Annotated in this window: 20 protein-coding genes and 4 pseudogenes; 14 read left to right on the top strand and 10 right to left on the bottom strand. The window is 58.9% G+C overall.

Annotation, left to right across the window (positions count from 1 at the left end; genetic code table 11):
• Nucleotides 1–2 precede the first annotated feature (2 nt).
• From araG to PMI11_RS30880, 5 genes are all read left to right on the top strand, one after another.
• Nucleotides 3–1,508, top strand: a complete 1,506-nt coding sequence (araG, locus tag PMI11_RS30860; RefSeq protein ID WP_007825324.1) for an L-arabinose ABC transporter ATP-binding protein AraG — start codon at nucleotides 3–5, stop codon at nucleotides 1,506–1,508.
• A 16-nt stretch (nucleotides 1,509–1,524) separates the two neighbouring features.
• Nucleotides 1,525–2,481: an L-arabinose ABC transporter permease AraH gene (gene araH, locus PMI11_RS30865; protein ID WP_007825325.1), complete on the top strand. Its 957-nt coding sequence runs from the start codon at nucleotides 1,525–1,527 to the stop codon at nucleotides 2,479–2,481.
• Between the two features lie 105 nt (nucleotides 2,482–2,586).
• Complete coding sequence (locus tag PMI11_RS30870) at nucleotides 2,587–3,360, top strand: FadR/GntR family transcriptional regulator (protein ID WP_007825326.1); 774 nt, start codon at nucleotides 2,587–2,589, stop codon at nucleotides 3,358–3,360.
• Between the two features lie 136 nt (nucleotides 3,361–3,496).
• Nucleotides 3,497–4,201 carry a GntR family transcriptional regulator gene (locus PMI11_RS30875; RefSeq protein ID WP_007825328.1) on the top strand — a complete coding sequence of 235 codons (705 nt, stop codon included), beginning with the start codon at nucleotides 3,497–3,499 and terminating at the stop codon, nucleotides 4,199–4,201.
• 155 nt (nucleotides 4,202–4,356) lie between these two features.
• Nucleotides 4,357–5,298 (top strand): dihydrodipicolinate synthase family protein, encoded by a 942-nt coding sequence (locus tag PMI11_RS30880; RefSeq protein ID WP_007825329.1) that lies wholly within the window; start codon nucleotides 4,357–4,359, stop codon nucleotides 5,296–5,298.
• A 103-nt stretch (nucleotides 5,299–5,401) separates the two neighbouring features.
• Here PMI11_RS30880 and PMI11_RS30885 read toward each other — a convergent pair whose 3' ends face one another.
• From PMI11_RS30885 to PMI11_RS38275, 3 genes are read right to left on the bottom strand one after another with little or no spacing between them, the layout of a single operon-like run.
• Complete coding sequence (locus PMI11_RS30885; RefSeq protein WP_007825330.1) at nucleotides 5,402–5,755, bottom strand: helix-turn-helix domain-containing protein; 354 nt, start codon at nucleotides 5,753–5,755, stop codon at nucleotides 5,402–5,404.
• Nucleotides 5,756–5,804: 49 nt separating this feature from the next.
• Nucleotides 5,805–6,005, bottom strand: a complete 201-nt coding sequence (locus PMI11_RS30890; RefSeq protein WP_007825333.1) for a hypothetical protein — start codon at nucleotides 6,003–6,005, stop codon at nucleotides 5,805–5,807.
• A complete protein-coding gene (locus PMI11_RS38275) occupies nucleotides 6,002–6,391 on the bottom strand; it encodes a hypothetical protein (protein ID WP_244430725.1) in 390 nt (129 codons plus the stop codon). Before PMI11_RS38275 ends, PMI11_RS30890 begins: the two co-directional genes overlap by 4 nt.
• On the opposite strand from PMI11_RS38275, the gene PMI11_RS38280 reads away from it, so the two are divergent.
• Nucleotides 6,377–6,643, top strand: coding sequence for a hypothetical protein (locus tag PMI11_RS38280; protein WP_244430727.1), 267 nt, complete (start codon nucleotides 6,377–6,379; stop codon nucleotides 6,641–6,643). The two genes, PMI11_RS38275 and PMI11_RS38280, sit on opposite strands and share 15 nt — an antisense overlap.
• Before the next feature lie 29 nt (nucleotides 6,644–6,672).
• Complete coding sequence (locus PMI11_RS30900; protein ID WP_244430728.1) at nucleotides 6,673–6,867, top strand: hypothetical protein; 195 nt, start codon at nucleotides 6,673–6,675, stop codon at nucleotides 6,865–6,867.
• Here PMI11_RS30900 and PMI11_RS30905 read toward each other — a convergent pair.
• Nucleotides 6,833–7,891, bottom strand: coding sequence for a LysR family transcriptional regulator (locus PMI11_RS30905; protein ID WP_007825339.1), 1,059 nt, complete (start codon nucleotides 7,889–7,891; stop codon nucleotides 6,833–6,835). The two genes, PMI11_RS30900 and PMI11_RS30905, sit on opposite strands and share 35 nt — an antisense overlap.
• 359 nt (nucleotides 7,892–8,250) lie before the next feature.
• On the opposite strand from PMI11_RS30905, the gene PMI11_RS30910 reads away from it, so the two are divergent.
• Nucleotides 8,251–8,517 (top strand): hypothetical protein, encoded by a 267-nt coding sequence (locus tag PMI11_RS30910; protein ID WP_007825341.1) that lies wholly within the window; start codon nucleotides 8,251–8,253, stop codon nucleotides 8,515–8,517.
• An 853-nt stretch (nucleotides 8,518–9,370) separates the two neighbouring features.
• On the opposite strand, the gene PMI11_RS30920 is transcribed toward PMI11_RS30910, so the two are convergent.
• Both PMI11_RS30920 and PMI11_RS30925 read right to left on the bottom strand, forming a co-directional pair.
• Nucleotides 9,371–9,790, bottom strand: a complete 420-nt coding sequence (locus tag PMI11_RS30920; protein WP_037072528.1) for a type II toxin-antitoxin system VapC family toxin — start codon at nucleotides 9,788–9,790, stop codon at nucleotides 9,371–9,373.
• A complete protein-coding gene (locus PMI11_RS30925; protein ID WP_007825357.1) occupies nucleotides 9,790–10,032 on the bottom strand; it encodes a type II toxin-antitoxin system Phd/YefM family antitoxin in 243 nt (80 codons plus the stop codon). Before PMI11_RS30925 ends, PMI11_RS30920 begins: the two co-directional genes overlap by 1 nt.
• 232 nt (nucleotides 10,033–10,264) lie before the next feature.
• Between PMI11_RS30925 and PMI11_RS36895 the strand changes: the two are divergent.
• The 3 genes and pseudogenes from PMI11_RS36895 (at nucleotide 10,265) to PMI11_RS30950 (ending at nucleotide 13,131) form a co-directional block, all read left to right on the top strand.
• Nucleotides 10,265–11,653, top strand: a pseudogene (locus tag PMI11_RS36895) (ISKra4 family transposase).
• 74 nt (nucleotides 11,654–11,727) lie between these two features.
• Nucleotides 11,728–12,291, top strand: a pseudogene (gene repC / locus PMI11_RS38285) (plasmid replication protein RepC); the annotation flags it as partial.
• Nucleotides 12,292–12,837: 546 nt separating this feature from the next.
• On the top strand, nucleotides 12,838–13,131 hold the full coding sequence (locus tag PMI11_RS30950) for a DUF2934 domain-containing protein (RefSeq protein ID WP_007825360.1): 294 nt from the start codon (nucleotides 12,838–12,840) through the stop codon (nucleotides 13,129–13,131).
• A 114-nt stretch (nucleotides 13,132–13,245) separates the two neighbouring features.
• Here PMI11_RS30950 and PMI11_RS30955 read toward each other — a convergent pair whose 3' ends face one another.
• The 3 genes and pseudogenes from PMI11_RS30955 to PMI11_RS30965 form a co-directional block, all read right to left on the bottom strand.
• Entirely contained in the window at nucleotides 13,246–13,449 is a 204-nt protein-coding gene (locus tag PMI11_RS30955; protein WP_007825361.1) for a cold-shock protein, read from the bottom strand.
• Nucleotides 13,450–13,648: 199 nt separating this feature from the next.
• A pseudogene (locus PMI11_RS30960) lies at nucleotides 13,649–14,896 on the bottom strand (site-specific integrase).
• A 93-nt stretch (nucleotides 14,897–14,989) separates the two neighbouring features.
• On the bottom strand, nucleotides 14,990–16,084 hold the full coding sequence (locus PMI11_RS30965; RefSeq protein ID WP_007825366.1) for a nucleotidyltransferase family protein: 1,095 nt from the start codon (nucleotides 16,082–16,084) through the stop codon (nucleotides 14,990–14,992).
• Between the two features lie 215 nt (nucleotides 16,085–16,299).
• Between PMI11_RS30965 and PMI11_RS30970 the strand changes: the two genes are divergently transcribed.
• The 3 genes and pseudogenes from PMI11_RS30970 to repC (PMI11_RS38290) all read left to right on the top strand — a co-directional run.
• Complete coding sequence (locus tag PMI11_RS30970; protein WP_007825368.1) at nucleotides 16,300–16,548, top strand: type II toxin-antitoxin system VapB family antitoxin; 249 nt, start codon at nucleotides 16,300–16,302, stop codon at nucleotides 16,546–16,548.
• Nucleotides 16,545–16,958 (top strand): type II toxin-antitoxin system VapC family toxin, encoded by a 414-nt coding sequence (locus PMI11_RS30975; RefSeq protein ID WP_007825369.1) that lies wholly within the window; start codon nucleotides 16,545–16,547, stop codon nucleotides 16,956–16,958. Before PMI11_RS30970 ends, PMI11_RS30975 begins: the two co-directional genes overlap by 4 nt.
• Before the next feature lie 39 nt (nucleotides 16,959–16,997).
• Nucleotides 16,998–17,149: pseudogene (gene repC / locus PMI11_RS38290) on the top strand (replication initiation protein RepC); the annotation flags it as partial.
• A gap of 98 nt (nucleotides 17,150–17,247) precedes the next feature.
• On the opposite strand, the gene rpsB reads toward repC (PMI11_RS38290), so the two are convergent.
• The coding region (rpsB, locus tag PMI11_RS30980) for a 30S ribosomal protein S2 (protein ID WP_007825371.1) at nucleotides 17,248–17,938 on the bottom strand (691 nt) is incomplete at its 5' end.

The following is a 17,938-nucleotide window of genomic DNA, read 5'->3' on the forward strand; positions in this document are numbered from 1 at the left end:
TGATGGCTTTCCTCGAATTCAAGACCATTTCCAAGGGCTATCCGGGCGTCCAGGCGCTCTCCAACGTCTCCTTCGGCGTCGACAAGGGCGCCGTGCACGGGCTGATGGGAGAGAACGGCGCCGGCAAATCCACCCTGATCCGCGTACTCTCGGGCGACCAGTCAGCCGACGAAGGCAGCATTCTCATCGATGGCCTCGAGCAAAAATACAGCTCCGTCCGCGATGCCTTCCATGCCGGTGTCATCGTCATCCATCAGGAACTTCAGCTCGTTCCGGAACTGACGGTTGCCGAAAACCTTTGGCTTGGCCGCTTTCCCGGCAAGGCCGGCGTCATCAACGGCAAGGCCCTCGTTGAGACTGTGCGCGCCAAGCTCGATGAGATCGGTATCGACGTCGATCCCTCGGCAAAAGTGTCTTCTCTTTCGATCGGCGCCCGCCAGATGGTGGAGATCGCCAAGGCCGTCATGCTCGACGCCCGCGTCATCGCGCTCGACGAGCCGACCTCGTCGCTCTCTTCGCGCGAAAGCGAAATCCTGTTTTCCCTGATCGGCAAGCTGAAGGCCAAGGGCACTGTTATCCTCTATGTCTCCCATCGCCTCGACGAGATCTTCCGGCTTTGCGACAGCCTGATCGTCCTGCGTGACGGCAAGCTCGCCGCCCACCATCCAAAAGTCGCCGAGACGACGCGCGAGCAGATCATCGCCGAAATGGTCGGGCGCGAGATCAACAATATCTGGGGCTGGCGCGAGCGCCCGCTTGGCGAGACGCGTCTTGAGGTCAAGAACCTCGCCGGCTCGAAGCTCCGTAACCCCATCAGCTTTTCCGTCCGCAAGGGCGAAATCCTCGGATTCTTCGGCCTGATCGGTGCCGGGCGAAGCGAGATGGCGCGGCTCCTCTACGGCGCTGATCATCGCCATCAGGGCAGTGTTGCGATCGATGGCGTGGCCGTCTCGCCGAACAACCCGAAGGCGGCGATCAATGCCGGCATGGTTCTCTGCCCGGAGGACCGGAAGTTCGACGGCATCATCCAGGGCCGCTCGATCGAGGAAAATATCGCGATCTCCTCACGCCGACATTTCTCGCCCTTCGGTGTTCTGAACCCGAAGAAGGAAGCTTCGGTTGCCGACCAGTTTATCGCCAAGCTCAGGGTACGCACGCCCTCGCGCAAGCAGGACATCATCAATCTCTCGGGCGGCAACCAGCAGAAGGTCATTCTCGGCCGCTGGCTATCCGAGCAGGGCGTCAAGGTGCTGGTCATCGACGAGCCGACGCGCGGCATCGATGTCGGCGCCAAGTCGGAAATCTATGAAATCCTCTACGAACTCGCAGCCGGTGGCGTGGCGATCGTCGTCATCTCCAGTGAGCTGCCCGAAGTCATGGGCATTTCCGATCGCATCATCGTCATGTGCCAGGGCCGCGTTGCCGCCGACGTGGTGCGCGCCGATTTCGACGAACGCAGCATTCTGACCGCAGCCCTCCCCGACAAGAATGGCGCCGGTACCATCTAATTCAGGAACAGCAGTGATGAACGCGTTGAAAAAAATTCTTCTCGGCGAACAGGGTCTGGTGGTGATCTTCGCGATCGCCTTCGTGATCGTCTCGCTGACCGTGCCGAGCTTCCTGACCGAACGCAACATGCTGGGCCTCCTGCAATCGGTGGTGACGATCGGTATCGTTGCCTGCACCATGATGTTCTGCCTTGCCTCGCGCGACTTCGACCTTTCGGTCGGCTCGACTGTCGCCTTCTCCGGCATGATCGCCGTCATGGTATCGAACGCGACCGGCTCCATTCCGCTTGGCCTGCTGGCAGCGCTCGTCTGCGGCAGCATTGTCGGGTTCGTCAACGGCGTCGTCATCGCCCGTTTCCGCATCAATGCGCTGATCACGACGCTTGCGACCATGCAGATCGTCCGCGGTCTGGCGCTGATCGCCTCCGACGGCCGCGCCGTTGGCATCAACGATCCGGCCTTCTACCAGCTGGCGCTGTCGCGCTTTTTGACGGTGCCGACGCCGATCTGGATCATGGCTCTGCTCTTCATCGTCTTCGGCTTCGTCTTGAACCGCACCGTCTTCGGCAAGAATACGCTGGCGATCGGCGGCAATCCGGAGGCTTCGCGCCTTGCCGGCGTCAATGTCGTCACCATGCGCATCTGGATCTTCGCACTGCAGGGCTTCGTCTGCGCCATCGCTGGCATTCTGCTTGCCTCGCGCATCACGTCGGGCCAGCCCAATGCGGCAACAGGCCTTGAATTATCCGTCATCTCTGCCTGCGTGCTCGGCGGCGTGTCGCTTGCCGGTGGCCGCGCGGCGATGACCGGCGTGATCGTCGGCGTGCTGATCATGGGCATTGCCGAAAACGTCATGAACCTGCTCAACATCCAGGCCTTCTATCAATATGTGGTGCGCGGTCTTATTCTTCTGATCGCCGTCCTGCTCGACAATATGCGCTCGTCGGCCGCCGGGCGCGGCAGTCGCGCCTGATGATCAGATTTCTTGGGAGAAGCCCGCTGAGCCTATTGTTGCACATTGGTGAGAAAGCATGGCGCTGCTCATGGTGACATCGAGACCAGCGGTACGGGAGACGTTATGAGCACGCGATCAGGACTTCTGCGAACGGGAACTACGTCAGCCAACCTGGAACAGGGACGGCGCACGGTGCGCGAGGAGCTGTTGAAGAAGCTCATCGGGCAGATCGTATCGGGTGACATTGCCGAAGGCTCGCTGCTGCCGAACGAAGCGGAGCTTTCCGAGGTCTATGGCGTCAGCCGCACCAGCCTTCGGGAGGCGATGCAATATCTGTCGGCGCTCGGCATGATCCGCTCCCGCACGCGTGCCGGCACCAGCGTGCTGCCGCGCGAGAACTGGAACTATCTCGATCCGATGGTCCTCGATGCGACGCTCGAATTCAGCGACGACCGCAGCTTTTACGATTCGCTCCTCGATGCCCGCCAGCTGCTGGAGCCGGCAGCAGCAGCACAAGCGGCTGCGAACGCCACAGCCAAGCAGCTCGCCCAGATCGCCGAAGCCTTCGAGGACATGGTGGCGGCGAACGCCCGCGACAACGAGGCCTGGAGCCAGGCCGATCTCGAATTCCACACCGCCATCATCAATGCCAGTGGCAATTGGGTGTTCCGCCAGTTCGCCACCGCCATCCGCGCCGCCCTGCTCGCAAGCTTTCGCCTGACCAACCGGGCAAGCCAGAGCCATGACTATGCCATCGCCCGGCATCAGGACGTGCTCGACGCCATCCGTATGCGGCGGCCCGATGCGGCGCGTTTTGCCATGGAGCAGCTGATCGGCACGGCGCGGATGGAATTGAGCGACGCCCTGCGCGTCGGCAAGCCGGGCAAACAGGAATAGGCGCCCCGTCTCCCGCCGAGGTAAAGGAACATTCAAAATTCCATCTGCCGACAGAAAGTATATTAAGTTTGAAGTCCTTTTGCGGATTCGCTAGTAACTGGATGTAAACTCGGCTGCTTGAAAGGACGATGGGCGCGTGGACGAGACCGAAAAACTGCAAACGCACAGGCGCGGCTCCGGCGTATCGACGGTCTATGAGACGCTTCGAAACGAGATCATCGAGCTGAAATTGCCGCCGGGCAGCCCGATTGATGAACAGCAGCTGTCGGATCGTTTTGCGCTGTCGCGCACGCCGATCCGCGAAGCCTTGGTGCGGCTTGCAGCCGAAGGCCTGATCACCACGCTCACCAACCGCGCGACGATCGTCTCGAACATCGATTTCCTCGGCCTGCCGGAATTTTTTGATGCTCTGACGTTGATGTACCGCGTCACCACCCGGCTTGCAGCTGCCAATCACGCCGAAGGCGATATCGCCGCTATCCTTGTGCAGCAGAAGGCTTTCGAGGCCGCGGTCACCAGCCGTGATGTGGTCGGCATGATTTCGACCAATCGCGACTTCCATATCGCGATCGCCCAGGCCGGCCGGAACAGATATTACGTCGAGCTTTTCACCCGGCTGTTGGATGAAGGTCGCCGCATTCTGAGGCTCTACTATTCCTCCTTCAACGATGTGCTGCCGCGCCAATATGTCGGCGAGCACGAAGAGATGATCCAGGCGATCATCAATCGCGACGTGACGCTGGCCGACAACTTGGCATCTGCCCACGCTGATCAGATCGTCGGACAAATCCGCTCCTACATCACTGCCGATTCCCGTCAGAACGCTAAGCTGGCGCTCTAGCCGCAGCACAACACTCGCACCATAGCAGCGGTCCTCGCCCAGCATTGAACGAAACTTGCCTTCTGTATTTTTCTTGTCGACAATAAGTCGGCAAGGTGCTACATCCCTACCAACCCCGCTGGCCGGGGAGTTTTCCAGAGAACGAGAGATTGGCGATGACTGGTTCCGTATTCCAAGGCTGCATCCCGGCGCTCATGACGCCCTGCAATGACGACCGCACCCCAAATTTTGACGCGCTTGCCCGCAAGGGCAAGGAACTGATCGATCTCGGCATGTCCGGCGTCGTCTATTGCGGTTCGATGGGCGACTGGCCGCTCTTGACCGATGAGCAGCGTCAGGAAGGCGTCAAGCGCCTCGTCGAGGCAGGTGTTCCCGTTATCGTCGGCACCGGTGCCGTCAACACCAAGTCGGCCGTCGCCCATGCCGCCCATGCTGCGGCCGTCGGCGCCAAGGGGCTGATGGTCATCCCCCGCGTCCTGTCGCGCGGTTCGTCCGTTTCGGCCCAGCGGGACCATTTCTCGGCGATCCTCGAAGCGGCCAAGGGCCTGCCGGCGGTCATCTACAACAGCCCCTATTACGGCTTTGCGACGCGCGCCGATCTGTTCTTCGATCTGCGTTCGCGCTTTTCGAACCTCGTCGGCTTCAAGGAGTTCGGCGGCAAGAGCGACATGACCTATGCGGCCGAAAACATCACGTCGGGCGATGATGCGCTGACGCTGATGGTCGGTGTCGATACCGGCGTCTATCACGGCTTCGTCAATTGCGGCGCGGGCGGGGCCATCACCGGCATCGGCAACGCGCTGCCGAAGGAGGTGCTGCATCTCGTTTCGCTCTGCGAACAGGCAGCCAAGGGTGATGCGGTCGCCCGCAGCGCCGCCCGCGAGCTCGAAGAGGCGCTGATGGTTCTGTCGACCTATGATGAAGGTCCAGATCTCGTGCTGCACTACAAGTATCTGATGGTGCTGAACGGCGAGAAGGAATACACGCTGCACTTCAATGACACCGACAAGCTGAGCAACTCGCAGCGCCGTCACCTCGAAAACCAGTATCGCCTGTTCAAGACCTGGTACGCTGCGCGTTATCCGAACGCCGCCTGAGGCTGTCAGGGACGCTTCGGCCTCGCAGCTTGCCTGCGAGGCCGCTCAAAGCAGGCGCGCTGGAGGCAAATGGATTTCCGCTGGTTTCCTTGCTGGATACGGGTCAGTTCGCCACATCGGTGGCGGCCAGGGAGTGGATCAGCATTGTCAGATCGCGTCGGATCTTCAGATCCGAGATGCGCTCGATTTCCCTGGCAAGATAGGCTGCCTCGTCCTCGACGCCAGCGCCCGCCTCGGTTTCGATGCCGTTGATGAACCAGCCGGCATCCACCTTCATGAAGTCGCATAGCCGCAGCATGACCGCGACGGACAGGCGGTTTGTACCATTCTCGTATTTCTGGATCTGCTGAAACGCGACGCCGATATGCGCAGCGAGTTCGCTCTGGGTGACGCCGCGAGCGGCGCGCACCGAGCGTAATCTCTGGCCGATTGCCAAATTCAGTTCCTGATCTTTCATACCTATCCTTGAGAATACTTCCGTCGACTGCAGATCTTGCAGGTTCTCTTTACATGATCGGCTTTTGAGATCCACCGCCATCTGTCAAAAGCGTCAGTTGTTCTTTGAGGTGTCGCTGTTCTGCCTCCGACATCAAGGCGATTTCATGTTCGACGAAGCTCGCAATGGCCCGTGGATCGTCGCCGAAGCGGCGCGCACCTTCGGCGCAGAGAGCAATGATGATTGCCATCGGCTCGGTAGGGTCTGTCATTTTTGAAATGCCCCCTGAAATCTTCGTCCTTCGCGCAGCACGCGTTCTGCGGTTGAAGTGGGTTGTACAGACAATGAGGCCGACCGATGGTGAACAAATATCCCAATCTTCGATGCCAAGTCGCAACGACCCCGGACCATGTTCGGGATGCGATGATCTTGAGAAGCATCTGCTTTGTCCATGAGCACGGTATCTCGCCCTCCTTCATCTTCGACGGTAATGATCACCAGGCCACGCATTTCGTCTTTTATGATGGCGAAGAGCCGGTTGGTTCGCTTCGCATCCGCTGGTTCGCTGACTTTGCCAAATATGAACGAACCTGCTTCCGCGAAAAGTACCGACACCCTTTTACGGTTAAGCGTTGCATTCAAATGACCTTCGATCATGTAGCGCGCAAGGGCTATACGAAGGTTCTGACCCAGGCCGAGCAGCGCCTCGCGCGGCTATGGACCATCCTCTTCGATCTGGAGATCGTTGACAGCCCGCCGGTGGAAATCGCCGGCCATCCGGAGCCCTATCTGACCGTTGTTGGCACGATCCCCGCGTCATCTGATCCGATTACCATGGAAAGCAGCAGCGCCATGCTGTTGCGCATCGAAGGTCAATGGGACGCGCCGAGTTCGTTTGAGACAGCATAACAATGGCAGGTTTTGACAACGCGGGCGACATGTCAGCAACGGCTGCGCTGCAGGAGGAAATTCTCACGCGCACGAAACTACACACCGAAATGGTGCGTCGTCTCATCAATGATCCGACAGTGCAGCCGGTCGAACTCGCCGGCTTCCTGGAGGATGTCGCGAATGCCTATCTTTCGATCTCGGAAGAGCTCAGCCAAATTGTGAAGGCGGCGGAGGAGCGATAGTTTCGAGCATCTTGCGCAAGCTCTCTTCCTGTTCGTGCCGCCCGGACGGGAAGGTCAATCTGCTTTCGAAAGACGGGTTGGTCCTGAAAATATCGACGATCCAGTCATAGACGGCGGCCACTGGTCTCGATTGCCGGCGATTGGCAACCGAGGTCAGATAGACGGGCAAGGCGACATGTACGCCGAGCTCGAGCGGCACGAGTTCGGGATCTGCGAGCACATAATTACCGAGCAACCCCACGCCGGCGCCGTTGCGTACGAGAGCAAAATAGGCAAGCGAATTCTCGCAGTTGTGGGTCTGGTGGCCGGCTTCGACGAGGCCGCGCCAGCCATCCCAGATCTCGCGTTCGGAAGCATAGTAGTTACACTGCACATAGACGTGCTGGGAGATGAACTGGCGCTGCGGAACACCGGATTTCTTCAGATAATCACGGCTGGCGATCGGAATGAGATGAAGAGTACCGATCTCGACGCAATCGACATCTGCCCTCGAAATCGGAGAGAGCGAGATCATCAGATCAGCCTGGTTCTTCTCGAAATTGACGAGCGACACCTGTTCGCGAATATCGAGATTGAGGCGCGGATAGTTGTCGTTCAGCCTGGGCACGGCGGGAGCGACGATGGCAACGGCAAGGCCGGAGGTCACGCTGACGGCAACCCGTCCGGTGACGGCGTCCATCTCATCCTTCAGGTCGTTGGAAAGGGAAAACAGCTGGAAATCGAGCTCTGCAACCTGAATGGCGAGCTTGCGTCCGGTTTCCGTCAGCGTGACGCCGGAAAAGGTCGAGATGACGAGTTGCGAACCGATCTGGTCCTGAAGGCGCTTCACATCACGGCTGACGGTCGGCGCACTGGTGCCGAGCAGCTCAGCGGCTTGAGCAAAGGAAGGGCTTTTGGCGACCGCCAGAAAGGTCCTGAGTTCGCGCCAGATCGGCCGCGAAAGCAGGCCCCTGATTTCAAGTGGCGATTTATCCAGATCGGCGCGTTCGCTGCCGAATGGAAGAGGAGGGAAGGCTTTGTTCACGACCGCCTCGCGAATTAGTGGAGGCGCAACAATATACTTAATCGGGGATTACGGGCAATTGTTGAAGAATGACAGCTTATCGGTGCTGAGAAGTCGCAGTTAACGATCGCGAGCGTCCATTCCGGTCGCTGGTTCCTCCGAAATACTACCATTAGGATGTTTTTTTCATTTCGGATTATCAATTAAGTGACAGTATTTTCGAGGTTTAAATCGATCTAATTGGGTCATTTACGCAACTGATAGGGTGTGTTAGCGTTTTGCCACGGGTAAGACCCGATTCAGTATTTCGTTTCGGAAGCGATGCAGGAGGGCCTGCTCGATCTCGAAATTTTTGCCAAGCTTGGAGGCAAATTAGGGCTATGGCCGATGCAATTCCTGATGTGATTGACAGCAATGAGCCGATGGGATTCCTGCGGCTCTTCCGCCTCATCTCAGCAGCAAGAGACAGTGCTTCATCATTGCAGCTGATGGATCTCGTACGCCTGATGGATATGGCGCTCATGCAGACGGCGCTCGACTGGGACGGGCTTGATGCCGAAAACCTGGATGAGCGGGCTTTCCTGAATCTCATCCGCGAGAAGCAGCAGATCGTCCATCAGACGCATATCCACGCAGTTTCAAATTGACATGGGCATGACTACAAACGGGATTGCAACCCGCCCATATAGCCAGCGGGAATCCCGTCAGACAAAAGACTAGTGAGAGCATTCGTGGCACGATTGAGCCGAACCGAAATGGAAGGTCTGATGGGTCCACTCGATGATCTATTCCTAGGGCTCGGCGATAACCGATATCAGGAAACTCGATGAATGAGGCTCGACGATTGCAGAGGTTCGAGCGATTTTGGAGGCGGGGCGCCGATTGTAGTGCCGCCTGAGGTCGGCGGGGCTTCCGCTAGCCGATCGACTTTTCCTTTACCCTGTTTCCTAATTGTTGGTCCCAGCGTGGCATGAGCTGCTTGTCGGTCGAAACGCGGGCGTATGGTTGTCGGTTTCAAATTTTTCCCTCGCGAAGCAAGGCCTGTCGGGTTCCCGGATCTGTTCGATGGCGAGCATGCACAGGTTCGAGTCTGTTGAAAGGATTATACGTCGAAAGATAAGACGACGTCCTCTCCCATGTCCCTTGAACCCTTCAACAGGCATGTTTTCAGCCTGTCTTGGTCGTCTTGACCGAGCATGGCGGCGCCGGCGCGGATTGCACTTTGCCACGTAGCTCCGCGTTCCCAGGCCTCGTTATAGACGAGGGCGAGGTCCGTTGCCGCAGCACCCGAGCGATGCGGAACAGCCCTGAACGTCTGGAACAGGGCACACGCCACGGCAAACGTCTCTCAAGGCGCCGTCACGTACTTCAGCGCAGCCCGGGCTTTGATCAGTCCGGTGTGACTCTCCTGCATGGAATTATGGCCGCTCGTGCCCCCCCACTCAAATCCATCACTATCGATACTGGTTCCGCATCAGCCCCAAGGCCGCCAATGGCTGATTACCGCTCATCCGCAAGTGGCCCAACGAGCATAACACCTTCGTTGCGGGCCGCCGCGGCCATTTTCCGATCGCCAGTCGCCAACGGAAGATCGACCGTCTTTGCGAGATCCAGATAACTGGCATCGTAAGCGCTCAGCATGTGACGCGTCGCAAGGTCGAGCACAGCAGGGTCGTTTCCCGATCCGGCGTCCTCCAATGACAGCCTGCGCAACTGGCCCATCAGCAAAGGGGCGTCTCCGGGTCGAAGCCGACCACGCCGCTCGGCCATCAGGAAAAGGTTTCGGATCTCAAACCAGAACAGCGCTGGCACAAGCGCCGGGCCTGCTCGAAGTTCGGACATCAACCTGTCGGCAGCGTCATTCTGCTCGTCTGGCAGAAACCAGGCTGCGGCGATCGAAGCATCGAGGACGAAGGACATTAGTACCGCCGGCCCTCGTCGCGCCATTCACGGATCTCCGCTTGCGTCGTGGGCTGAAGGGTCGAGCGCATCGCCTTGATCTCAGCAATGACGGCATCGATATCGTTCTCACTCCGGATACGCGACAACCGTGCAATGGGCGTATTGCCGCGTGAAATGATCACTTCCTCACCCGCCTCGACCTTTGCGAGCAGCTCGGAAAGATGCGTTTTGGCCTCGCCGACCTTGACTTTGACGGTCATTAAAAACTCCAGACCACATGCTGTCGTGGGCGGCAGGGAAACGATCGCGACATTAATATCGAGCCCAAGTTTACCGCAGACGCCGCAGCTTGGTCAACACTAGACCAAGCTGCGGTCGCCCTTGATGTCGTTTGGCAGTTAACCGTGAGATTGCAGCCGTTGTTTTGAGAGTGGGAAAAACGTGGGGGTAAGGATATCCAGGTAATCGAGTGTTTTTTGGAAAGGGTACTCGTTGACCGCACAATTTAAGATGATCATCTCCGTCGAGCTTGTGGGGGTGGACGGCGTTCGACAGCGTCGCGAGATTGCCAACGTTAAGCGAAGTGTCGATGATGCTCGTCTCGACGATTTTGGCCTTTCCCTCGAAGACGCCAAAGAAATTCAGCTGCATCTGCAGAAGGAGCTGACGCAGTTTCAGACGGATCAGGCCGTCCAGCGTGATCGGAAGTGCCCGCACTGCGATTGCTCTCGCCAGGTTCACGATTACAGATCCCGTACGATCCATTCGCTCTTCGGCCTTTGTCGTGTGCGCGTGCCACGGTGGCGACGCCGCGAATGCGGATCGAGCGCAAGACTGGCCACCGATTGCGCCCCGACCCTGTTGAATGGAAGAGCAACGCCGGAATTGGAGCGAATTCAGGCAGAACTCGGCTCCCGTTTGTCCTTTCGAGAAGCAGCTCGTGTACTTGATATCTTTTTGCCCACCGCAAGAGTCCACAATCACCGGACGCTAAGTAACCGGCTGGCCAAGGTTGCCGATTAGATCGAAAAGTGGGACGTCGCGAGCCCCTATCGTCTCAGTCGCGCCGGCAAGTCTCCCGTTTCCGTTTTCATCGATGGCGCCTACATTCGCGCGGTTCCCGGCTATCAAAGCCGGCATTTCGAGATCGCGACGGGACGCGTTGCTTCGGAAGGCCGAGCACCGCGCCAGTTTGCCGGCGCGCCGCATATCGCCACCGGCAAACACGATATCGTTCGCGCGGCGTTGCGCGCACAGGGATGGCTGCCCGGCCGAGACGTCGGTGTTTTCAGCGATGGAGAAGTCGGCTTGCAAAACATCGTCGTCAGCGCAACACGCCAGCCCGTTACGCATATTCTTGACTGGTTTCATCTATCGATGCGTCTGCGGCATATTGAACAGGCCTGGGAGGGCATCAAGTATCTCCAGGATCTGAACGTCTATCTTCGAGACGTCGCGATCCATGTGCCCAGGCTTCGACATCTCCTATGGAGTGGATATGTCCGAGAGGCAAGCGAGGCCGTAAAACAGATGCTTGCCCATTTGGATCAGCATCCCGGATTTCGCGACACCCTTGGCAAAATCAGGCGCCTCTACGAGCTGATTGGCAATCTTCACACTTACCTGCTCCAGAATGAAGCTTCTATCGTCAACTACTGTCGGCGATACTGGTCCGGCCTGCCGATATCCAGTTCGCCGGCTGAAAGTGCCGCCAACAGCCTCGTCAATGCCCGCATGAACAACAAGCGTCAGATGCGTTGGTCGCCGATTGGCGCTCATCGGGTTCTTCAAGTCCGAGCCGCTGTAGCGGATGGTCGACTTAAGAAGGCAAAGCTAAATCTTGCAGCGTGCTCCCCAAGTTTTTCCCGCTCCCCTTGTTGAAAGTGTTGGGGCGGAATCTCACGATTAAATGCAAACCGACAGATGTGGTCAACCAGTTGGAAAACTTGTTGGATTCCAGAAAAACAGGCGGCAATGCCGTTCACAGTGAGCGGCACATACAGAATTCAAAACCCGACTCTATTTCTGAACTTGAACCTGGCTTCAGAACGAAGCTGGGCACGAAGGCCGAGGACAACAACGGGCGGAATGCCGAGACGAGAGGGCAGCAAGACAGCAGCCGGCGCATTGCGGAAAAACGGGGAGGGGACAGACCAGTAGCCACCTGAAGTCCTTCCCGCTCGGGCTCGTCCTGCAGGCCTGCCCGCAAATATCCGACTATGCGGCCGGCGGCGCGATCGGCAGTTGGCGCGATCTGATGGCGGCGGCTGTCGTCGTCCACTCGATGCTCGGCGTCAGCCCGTCTGCCTATCAGGATGCCTGCGAAACGATGGGCGCGGAAAATGCGGCGACCGTGATCGGCCTGCATCCTGGAGCGCGGAGGCCACATCAATTCGGCCGGCGGTTATCTGCGCGACCTGACGAGGCGTGCGGAGCGCGGGGAGTTTGCGCTCGGTCCCATGCTGATGGCGCTTTATCGCAGCAACGGGATTGGGAGCAGGCATGCCGGCACCGGCTAGGGCGGTCCTGCCGCAGTGATGGACGTCGGCAGCCTTTCCGCCCTCGGCTACAATCGGATCCCGAATTTCCGGCAAGTGTGATCCATCAGGCTTTCGTTTGCCACCAGACAAGAGTGAAAGATGCAAAGGGGAAAGTGATCGCGGGAAGGGTCTGATGGTCCATGACACGGTCCTTGTTGAAGCAGCACAATAATGCGACAGGGGTTCAAGAGATCCCATGACCAGAGGGCTTGGGCGGGACGAAAGGGCATGATGAGATGGGCCTGTTTTTCCAGCTGCAGTCGTGAACCGCTGGATTTCTAAAAGCCATGCGCTTCGCAAACATGGTTAACGTGGTCTGAAACGATCGAGCCGGCCCGTGGCGAGCCGAAACCTGAGGAGGGGAGGGGGCTGACCGGCATGACGTCGCAGCAAGCTTCGGGATGAATCCGGCAATCGCGATTTCGTGATGGCGGCCCGGCCGAGAAAAACATGCGCCACCGTTGTCGCCGCGGGATGACGCGCCATCTGTCTCATCCGGATAGGATGAGTAAGGGGAGGACGACGATGCCAGCAAAAGAAAACCGTATCAGACAGCGCGCCTATGAAATCTGGGAGCGCGAAGGCCGGCCAGACGGAGAGGATATGAAGCATTGGCTTCAGGCATTTCAGGAAATCGCTGCGAGTGCCGACGCAGACAGTCAGCCGGCCAAGAAGCCGCGCGCGAAGAAGGCCACAAGCGCCGACAAAGCGGCAAAGCCAAAGGTCGCAAGCAAATCCAAGGGTGGCGCGCAGAGCGTTCCAACGACAACTCCACCGCCGAAAGCTGCCAAGGCTGTCGCGGGCGTCACCAAGCACTGACGGGTCTGTCCGGGCAGCAATTCGCTCGACAGGCGTAAAGCTCTTAAACAAGCGGGGCGCCTTGATGGGCGCCCCGCGATCAGTTGTCTTTCGCGAAAATGAATCTCGTGCAGATCAGAGCGATCTGACATTTTCCGCCTTCGACTTGCCGGTCTTCCGGTCCTGGCCGAGATCGTAAGAGACGCTCTGGCCTTCCTTCAGCGCATCGCCGTACTCCAGCGAGGAGACGTGGACGAAGACATCAGGTCCTCCGCTTTCCGGCGTGATGAAGCCAAAGCCCTTGTCCTGATTGAAAAACTTAACCTTGCCAGTCGGCATGATATCCTCTTGTGTTTGCGCTTATTGTGGAGCGGCAAACTAGCCTTCGCATTCTGCGAGATCAACCCGGTCCGAACATTCGGTTTTCTCGACATCCTCATCTGTTTGGCGCCCCATTCGCTGCGGGGAATCGGGAAGTTTTCTTCGCATCGACAGCGCAGGTTCTTTTAGGGCGGCGCCATACCTTCTCGCCGGTGAGTTATAGAACGTCCGACGGACCATGTGCATTGGTGAGACGGGTCAATCCGTTCGTCGGGCTTCCTCTGTGTTCCGCCGAAGGAACAAGGCCGCGCGATATCAGCCGAACCGCCCGGCAGCTGCGCCTGGATGAACTGTTGTAATAGCCGGCTGCCTGATTGATCGACTTGTGCCGCGACTGTTCCATCGCTTCGAGGAGCGGGTTCCGCGCATTTGCGCCTCCGTCAGAAATCCCGATCGCAGGCCGTGGGCCGAAAATGAAGAGGGATCGAGACCCGCTTGGCCGCACCGTGTCTTGAGGATCAGGTTGACAGATTGGCCGGTGAGGGCGCGAGGGCTGACATTGCCCCATTGGTCGATCGGCCGAAACACCGGACCGGCGACAATTCCCGCCGCATTGAGCCAGTCCCTCAGCGCAATTACCGGCCGGCTGATCAAGAGCACCGTCTCGTCGTCATCGGCAGTGGCGTTCTTGGTTCGCCCGAGCCGGATAATGAGGCAAGGGAGGGTAGGCGAGGTGGCTTCGGCCGGATCCTGCGGTACAGGATCGTCCTCGACCAAGTCTTCGACGCGAAGGCCGGCGACTTCGCACCGCCTGCGTCCACCGGAGGCGAAGGCCAGGAGCAATAACGCCCGATCGCGCATTGCGACGAGGCCGTCGCCGTGGCATGTGACGAGCAACTGCGCCAGCACGTCTCCTGTTACGGCTTTCGCGCTCTCGCGCCGGCGCGGCCGATCGGAGGCTCTGACGGCAAGCCTCAGCGCTGTCTTGAGGGCTGGACTGGAGAAGCTTTCCGTCATGCCACGCCAGCGTGTGAGGATCGACCAGGAGGTCAGGCGGCGACGGACCGTGTCAGGGGCATGCGGTCCGAGAGCTTTCAACACCCCTGTATCGCGCAGGCGCTGTTCGACATCTGGCGGCATGCCATGTGTTGCGTCGGCGGCGCGCTTGACCGGATCCCAGAGATGATGCGCAACGAACTTCAACAGCATCGCTTCCGGCGCCGACCAGGGCAGGGGAGACCCGGTTGCAAGCCGTGCCCCATTCCTCGAGATAGCCGAGGTCTAAAGCGAGCGCACGCAGCGTGTTTTCGCCCATCCCCTCCTGCGCCAGGTGCTTGAGCGTGGCGACGTCGTCATCCGTCAGAAGTCCTGCAAGTTGATCGCCCCGATTAAAGGGCAGGATTGCCTCGAGCGCATCAAGTTCGGTTGCGCGACGAAGCAACTCCTCATCGGCTTTTGGGGTTATCGGCTTCAATTTTTCCCCTCGAAGAGCAGAGCTTGTCGGTTTTCCGGATCTGTTCGATGGCGAGCGTACATGGGTTGGAATCTACTGGCAGGATTATATGTCGAAAGGCAGGACGACTTGCTCTCCCGCGTCCTTTGAGCCCTTCAACAGACATGTTGTCAGCCTGTCTCGGTCGTCTTGATCAAGCATGGCTGCGCCGGCGCGGATTGCATATTGCCACGCCGCACCGCGTTCCCAAGCCTCGTTATAGACGAGGGCGAGGTCCGTTGCCCGTCTCGTCTGTAAGAGGGCCTCGAAGAGAAGTGCGGCTTGGCAGATATCTTTGTCCCGCTTGACGGCTGCTTGCCCGTCGGCATGCCTGCGGCCGGCGACGATCAGCTTATGAACGGCATAGCGCGACGGATCGGGAACCGTTACGGGCACGCCGCTCTTGTGAAGGAGCATCGTCCTCACAGGGTCGCGGATGAGGAAGTCGAGGAAGCGTAAAGGATCGGCGCTGGCTCCGCCCAGCGCCGGCATCTTTGCGGGCAGGTCGAGATAGTCGTCGGTTCCGCGGTTTGAGGTCAGGAATTCGACCCTATAGCCGGTCGAAGTCTGAAACGCCGACGAGGCCGCTGCACCCGAGCGGTGTGGAACGGCCCTAAAGGAGGGATCGATCCGCTGCAGCAGATCGAGGATTGGCGGAAGGCTGTCCTCGACCTCGGATGAAATCGCGTAATCCTGAGCGATGTCCGCGTCCCCGGTCAGAATGGAGGCCATCGGCAAGCGAACGCCCAAGAGACCGCTATAGGTCTGGAACGCGACCGTTCCGATCAATACGCCGCGTAACCGGAAGAGACCGCCCGCTGCCAAGGCCTCGACCACATCTCCGGTCATGGCGTCGGGCGCGATCATTCCGCCCTCGCGGGTCAGAGACGACACGATTCGCCTGCGCGCTTTCAGATCGTCCTTCTCGACCTTGTGGGCTGCGACACGCTGTGCGACATCTGAATCTTCGGCAGGCCCGACGTAACGGCGGGCCCTCCCGCCCTGCCCGTCGGGAATGTCGAAATACCAGTATTTCCTATCCTTGACGGTCACCGGCGTGAACCGTCCCTCCGCTGGGAAATCGGCCGTCCAGGCAGCATCGCGCGATCGCTGGCCGAGCTCGGCAAGCATCGTCTGGTACATGAGGTCGATTGGCTTCATGAATTCACCAGTGCGTTATACCTTTTTCCCAAAAAGGTATAACTGGTGACGTGACTGGCTGCAAGGGCGTTTGGGCCGTCGCGTTATACCTTTTTAGGAAAAAGGTATAACGCGTGGCAGGACCGATAAATGCTCCATAGGATGATGGCAAGCCGTCATCTGCCATCTTGATGGCAGAACTGCGGTGCCTTATATTGCCTCCAAAGGAGATCGCAATGGCCGCACCACAACTTTCTGTTCGCAGTTCCAAGGCGCGGGATTTGGCTCACCGTCTGGCGCGTCGCGAAAATCGTTCGATCGCTGAAGTGGTCGAACGTGCGCTTGAAGCCTACGAGACACGCGAGGCGGGGCGTGAGCCTGCGTCCGCCTTCTATGCACGCGTAAACGCGCAAGCTGCCACGGACATCGATCTGGAAGCTGTCATTCAAGAAAGCCGTCATCCGAATCAGGGCATCGAGCTTTGATATTCCTCGATACGAATGTCGTCTCTGAGACGTTGAGGAAGGATCCTAACGAAGCCGTGATGGCATGGCTGGTTCGGTTCGACGCCGAATTGGCCCTGCCCACCGTGACAGTCGCCGAGATCGCTTTCGGTATCCAAAAGATCAAGCCGGACCAGAGGGCGGACCGCTTGGAACAAGGGCTGGCCGAATGGCGCCGCCGATTTGCCGATCGGATGTTTGTCCTGACGGAAGAAGCAGCACTTGCCTACGGAGAAATCATGGGGCAAGCGGCGCGTCAGGGCCGCCCAATGTCGGCACCCGATGGAATGATCGCCGCAGTCGCTCGCGTGAACGGCGCACGACTGGCCACGCGCAATCTCAAGGATTTTGAAACGGCGGGTCTCGATCTTGTCAACCCGTGGGATTTTTGATCGCCGCAAACGTGCTTATTTTTGCCGTTATGTATGGCCGAGCCGCTAAAGGCGTTCCCGCTGGGACTGGTTCTGAGAGCGTGTCCGGAGGTTTCGAGTTACGGGCAGGGCGGGGTGATTGCGAGCTGATGGCGGCGGCCGTAACGGTCCGGTCGATGCTGGGGGTGAGCCCCTCGGCCTATCAGGACGCCTCGAGGCGATGGGGCCGAAACCTTCGATGGATATCGACCCAAATTGGCTTACCAACTCGCGGCTGTGACCTTGGTTGCGTTAGCCGCGCCAGATCTGATCAGGCTTCAAAAGCGAGCGCCAGGCTATTCTCGTGGCCCAGCGGAGCAGCAGCCTCCTGATCTGATGAGTTTTGCTGACGGGCGATACCGTCGATCGCAGCGCGGGCGATCAGGTCGCAGTACAGAGCGATGGCGCGCGAAGCGTCGTCGTTGCCCGGGATCGGATAGTCGATCAGGTCCGGATCGCAGTTCGAGTCGATAATGGCAACGACAGGGATGCCGAGACGCTTGGCTTCGTCGATGGCGATCTTTTCCTTGTTGGTGTCGATGATGAACATCAGGTCCGGCGTACCGCCCATGTCCTTGATACCGCCGAGGGTCCTGTCGAGCTTTGCGCGCTCGCGCTCGAGGTTTAGGCGCTCCTTCTTGGAGTAGCCGGACTGCTCGGACGACAGGATTTCGTCGAGCTTGCGCAGGCGCTGGATCGAGTTGGAGATCGTCTTCCAGTTCGTCATCATGCCGCCGAGCCAACGCGAATTGACGTAGTACTGGGCAGAACGCTTGGCCGAGTCAGCGATCAGCTCGGAAGCCTGACGTTTGGTGCCAACGAAGAGAACGCGGCCGCCACGAGCAACGGTGTCGGACACGACCTGCAGGGCGCGCGACAGCATCGGAACGGTCTGAGCCAGGTCGATGATGTGGATGTTGTTACGATCGCCGAAAATGTACGGCTTCATCTTCGGGTTCCAG

This window comes from Rhizobium sp. CF142 (assembly GCF_000281145.1).
Lineage (GTDB): Bacteria > Pseudomonadota > Alphaproteobacteria > Rhizobiales > Rhizobiaceae > Rhizobium.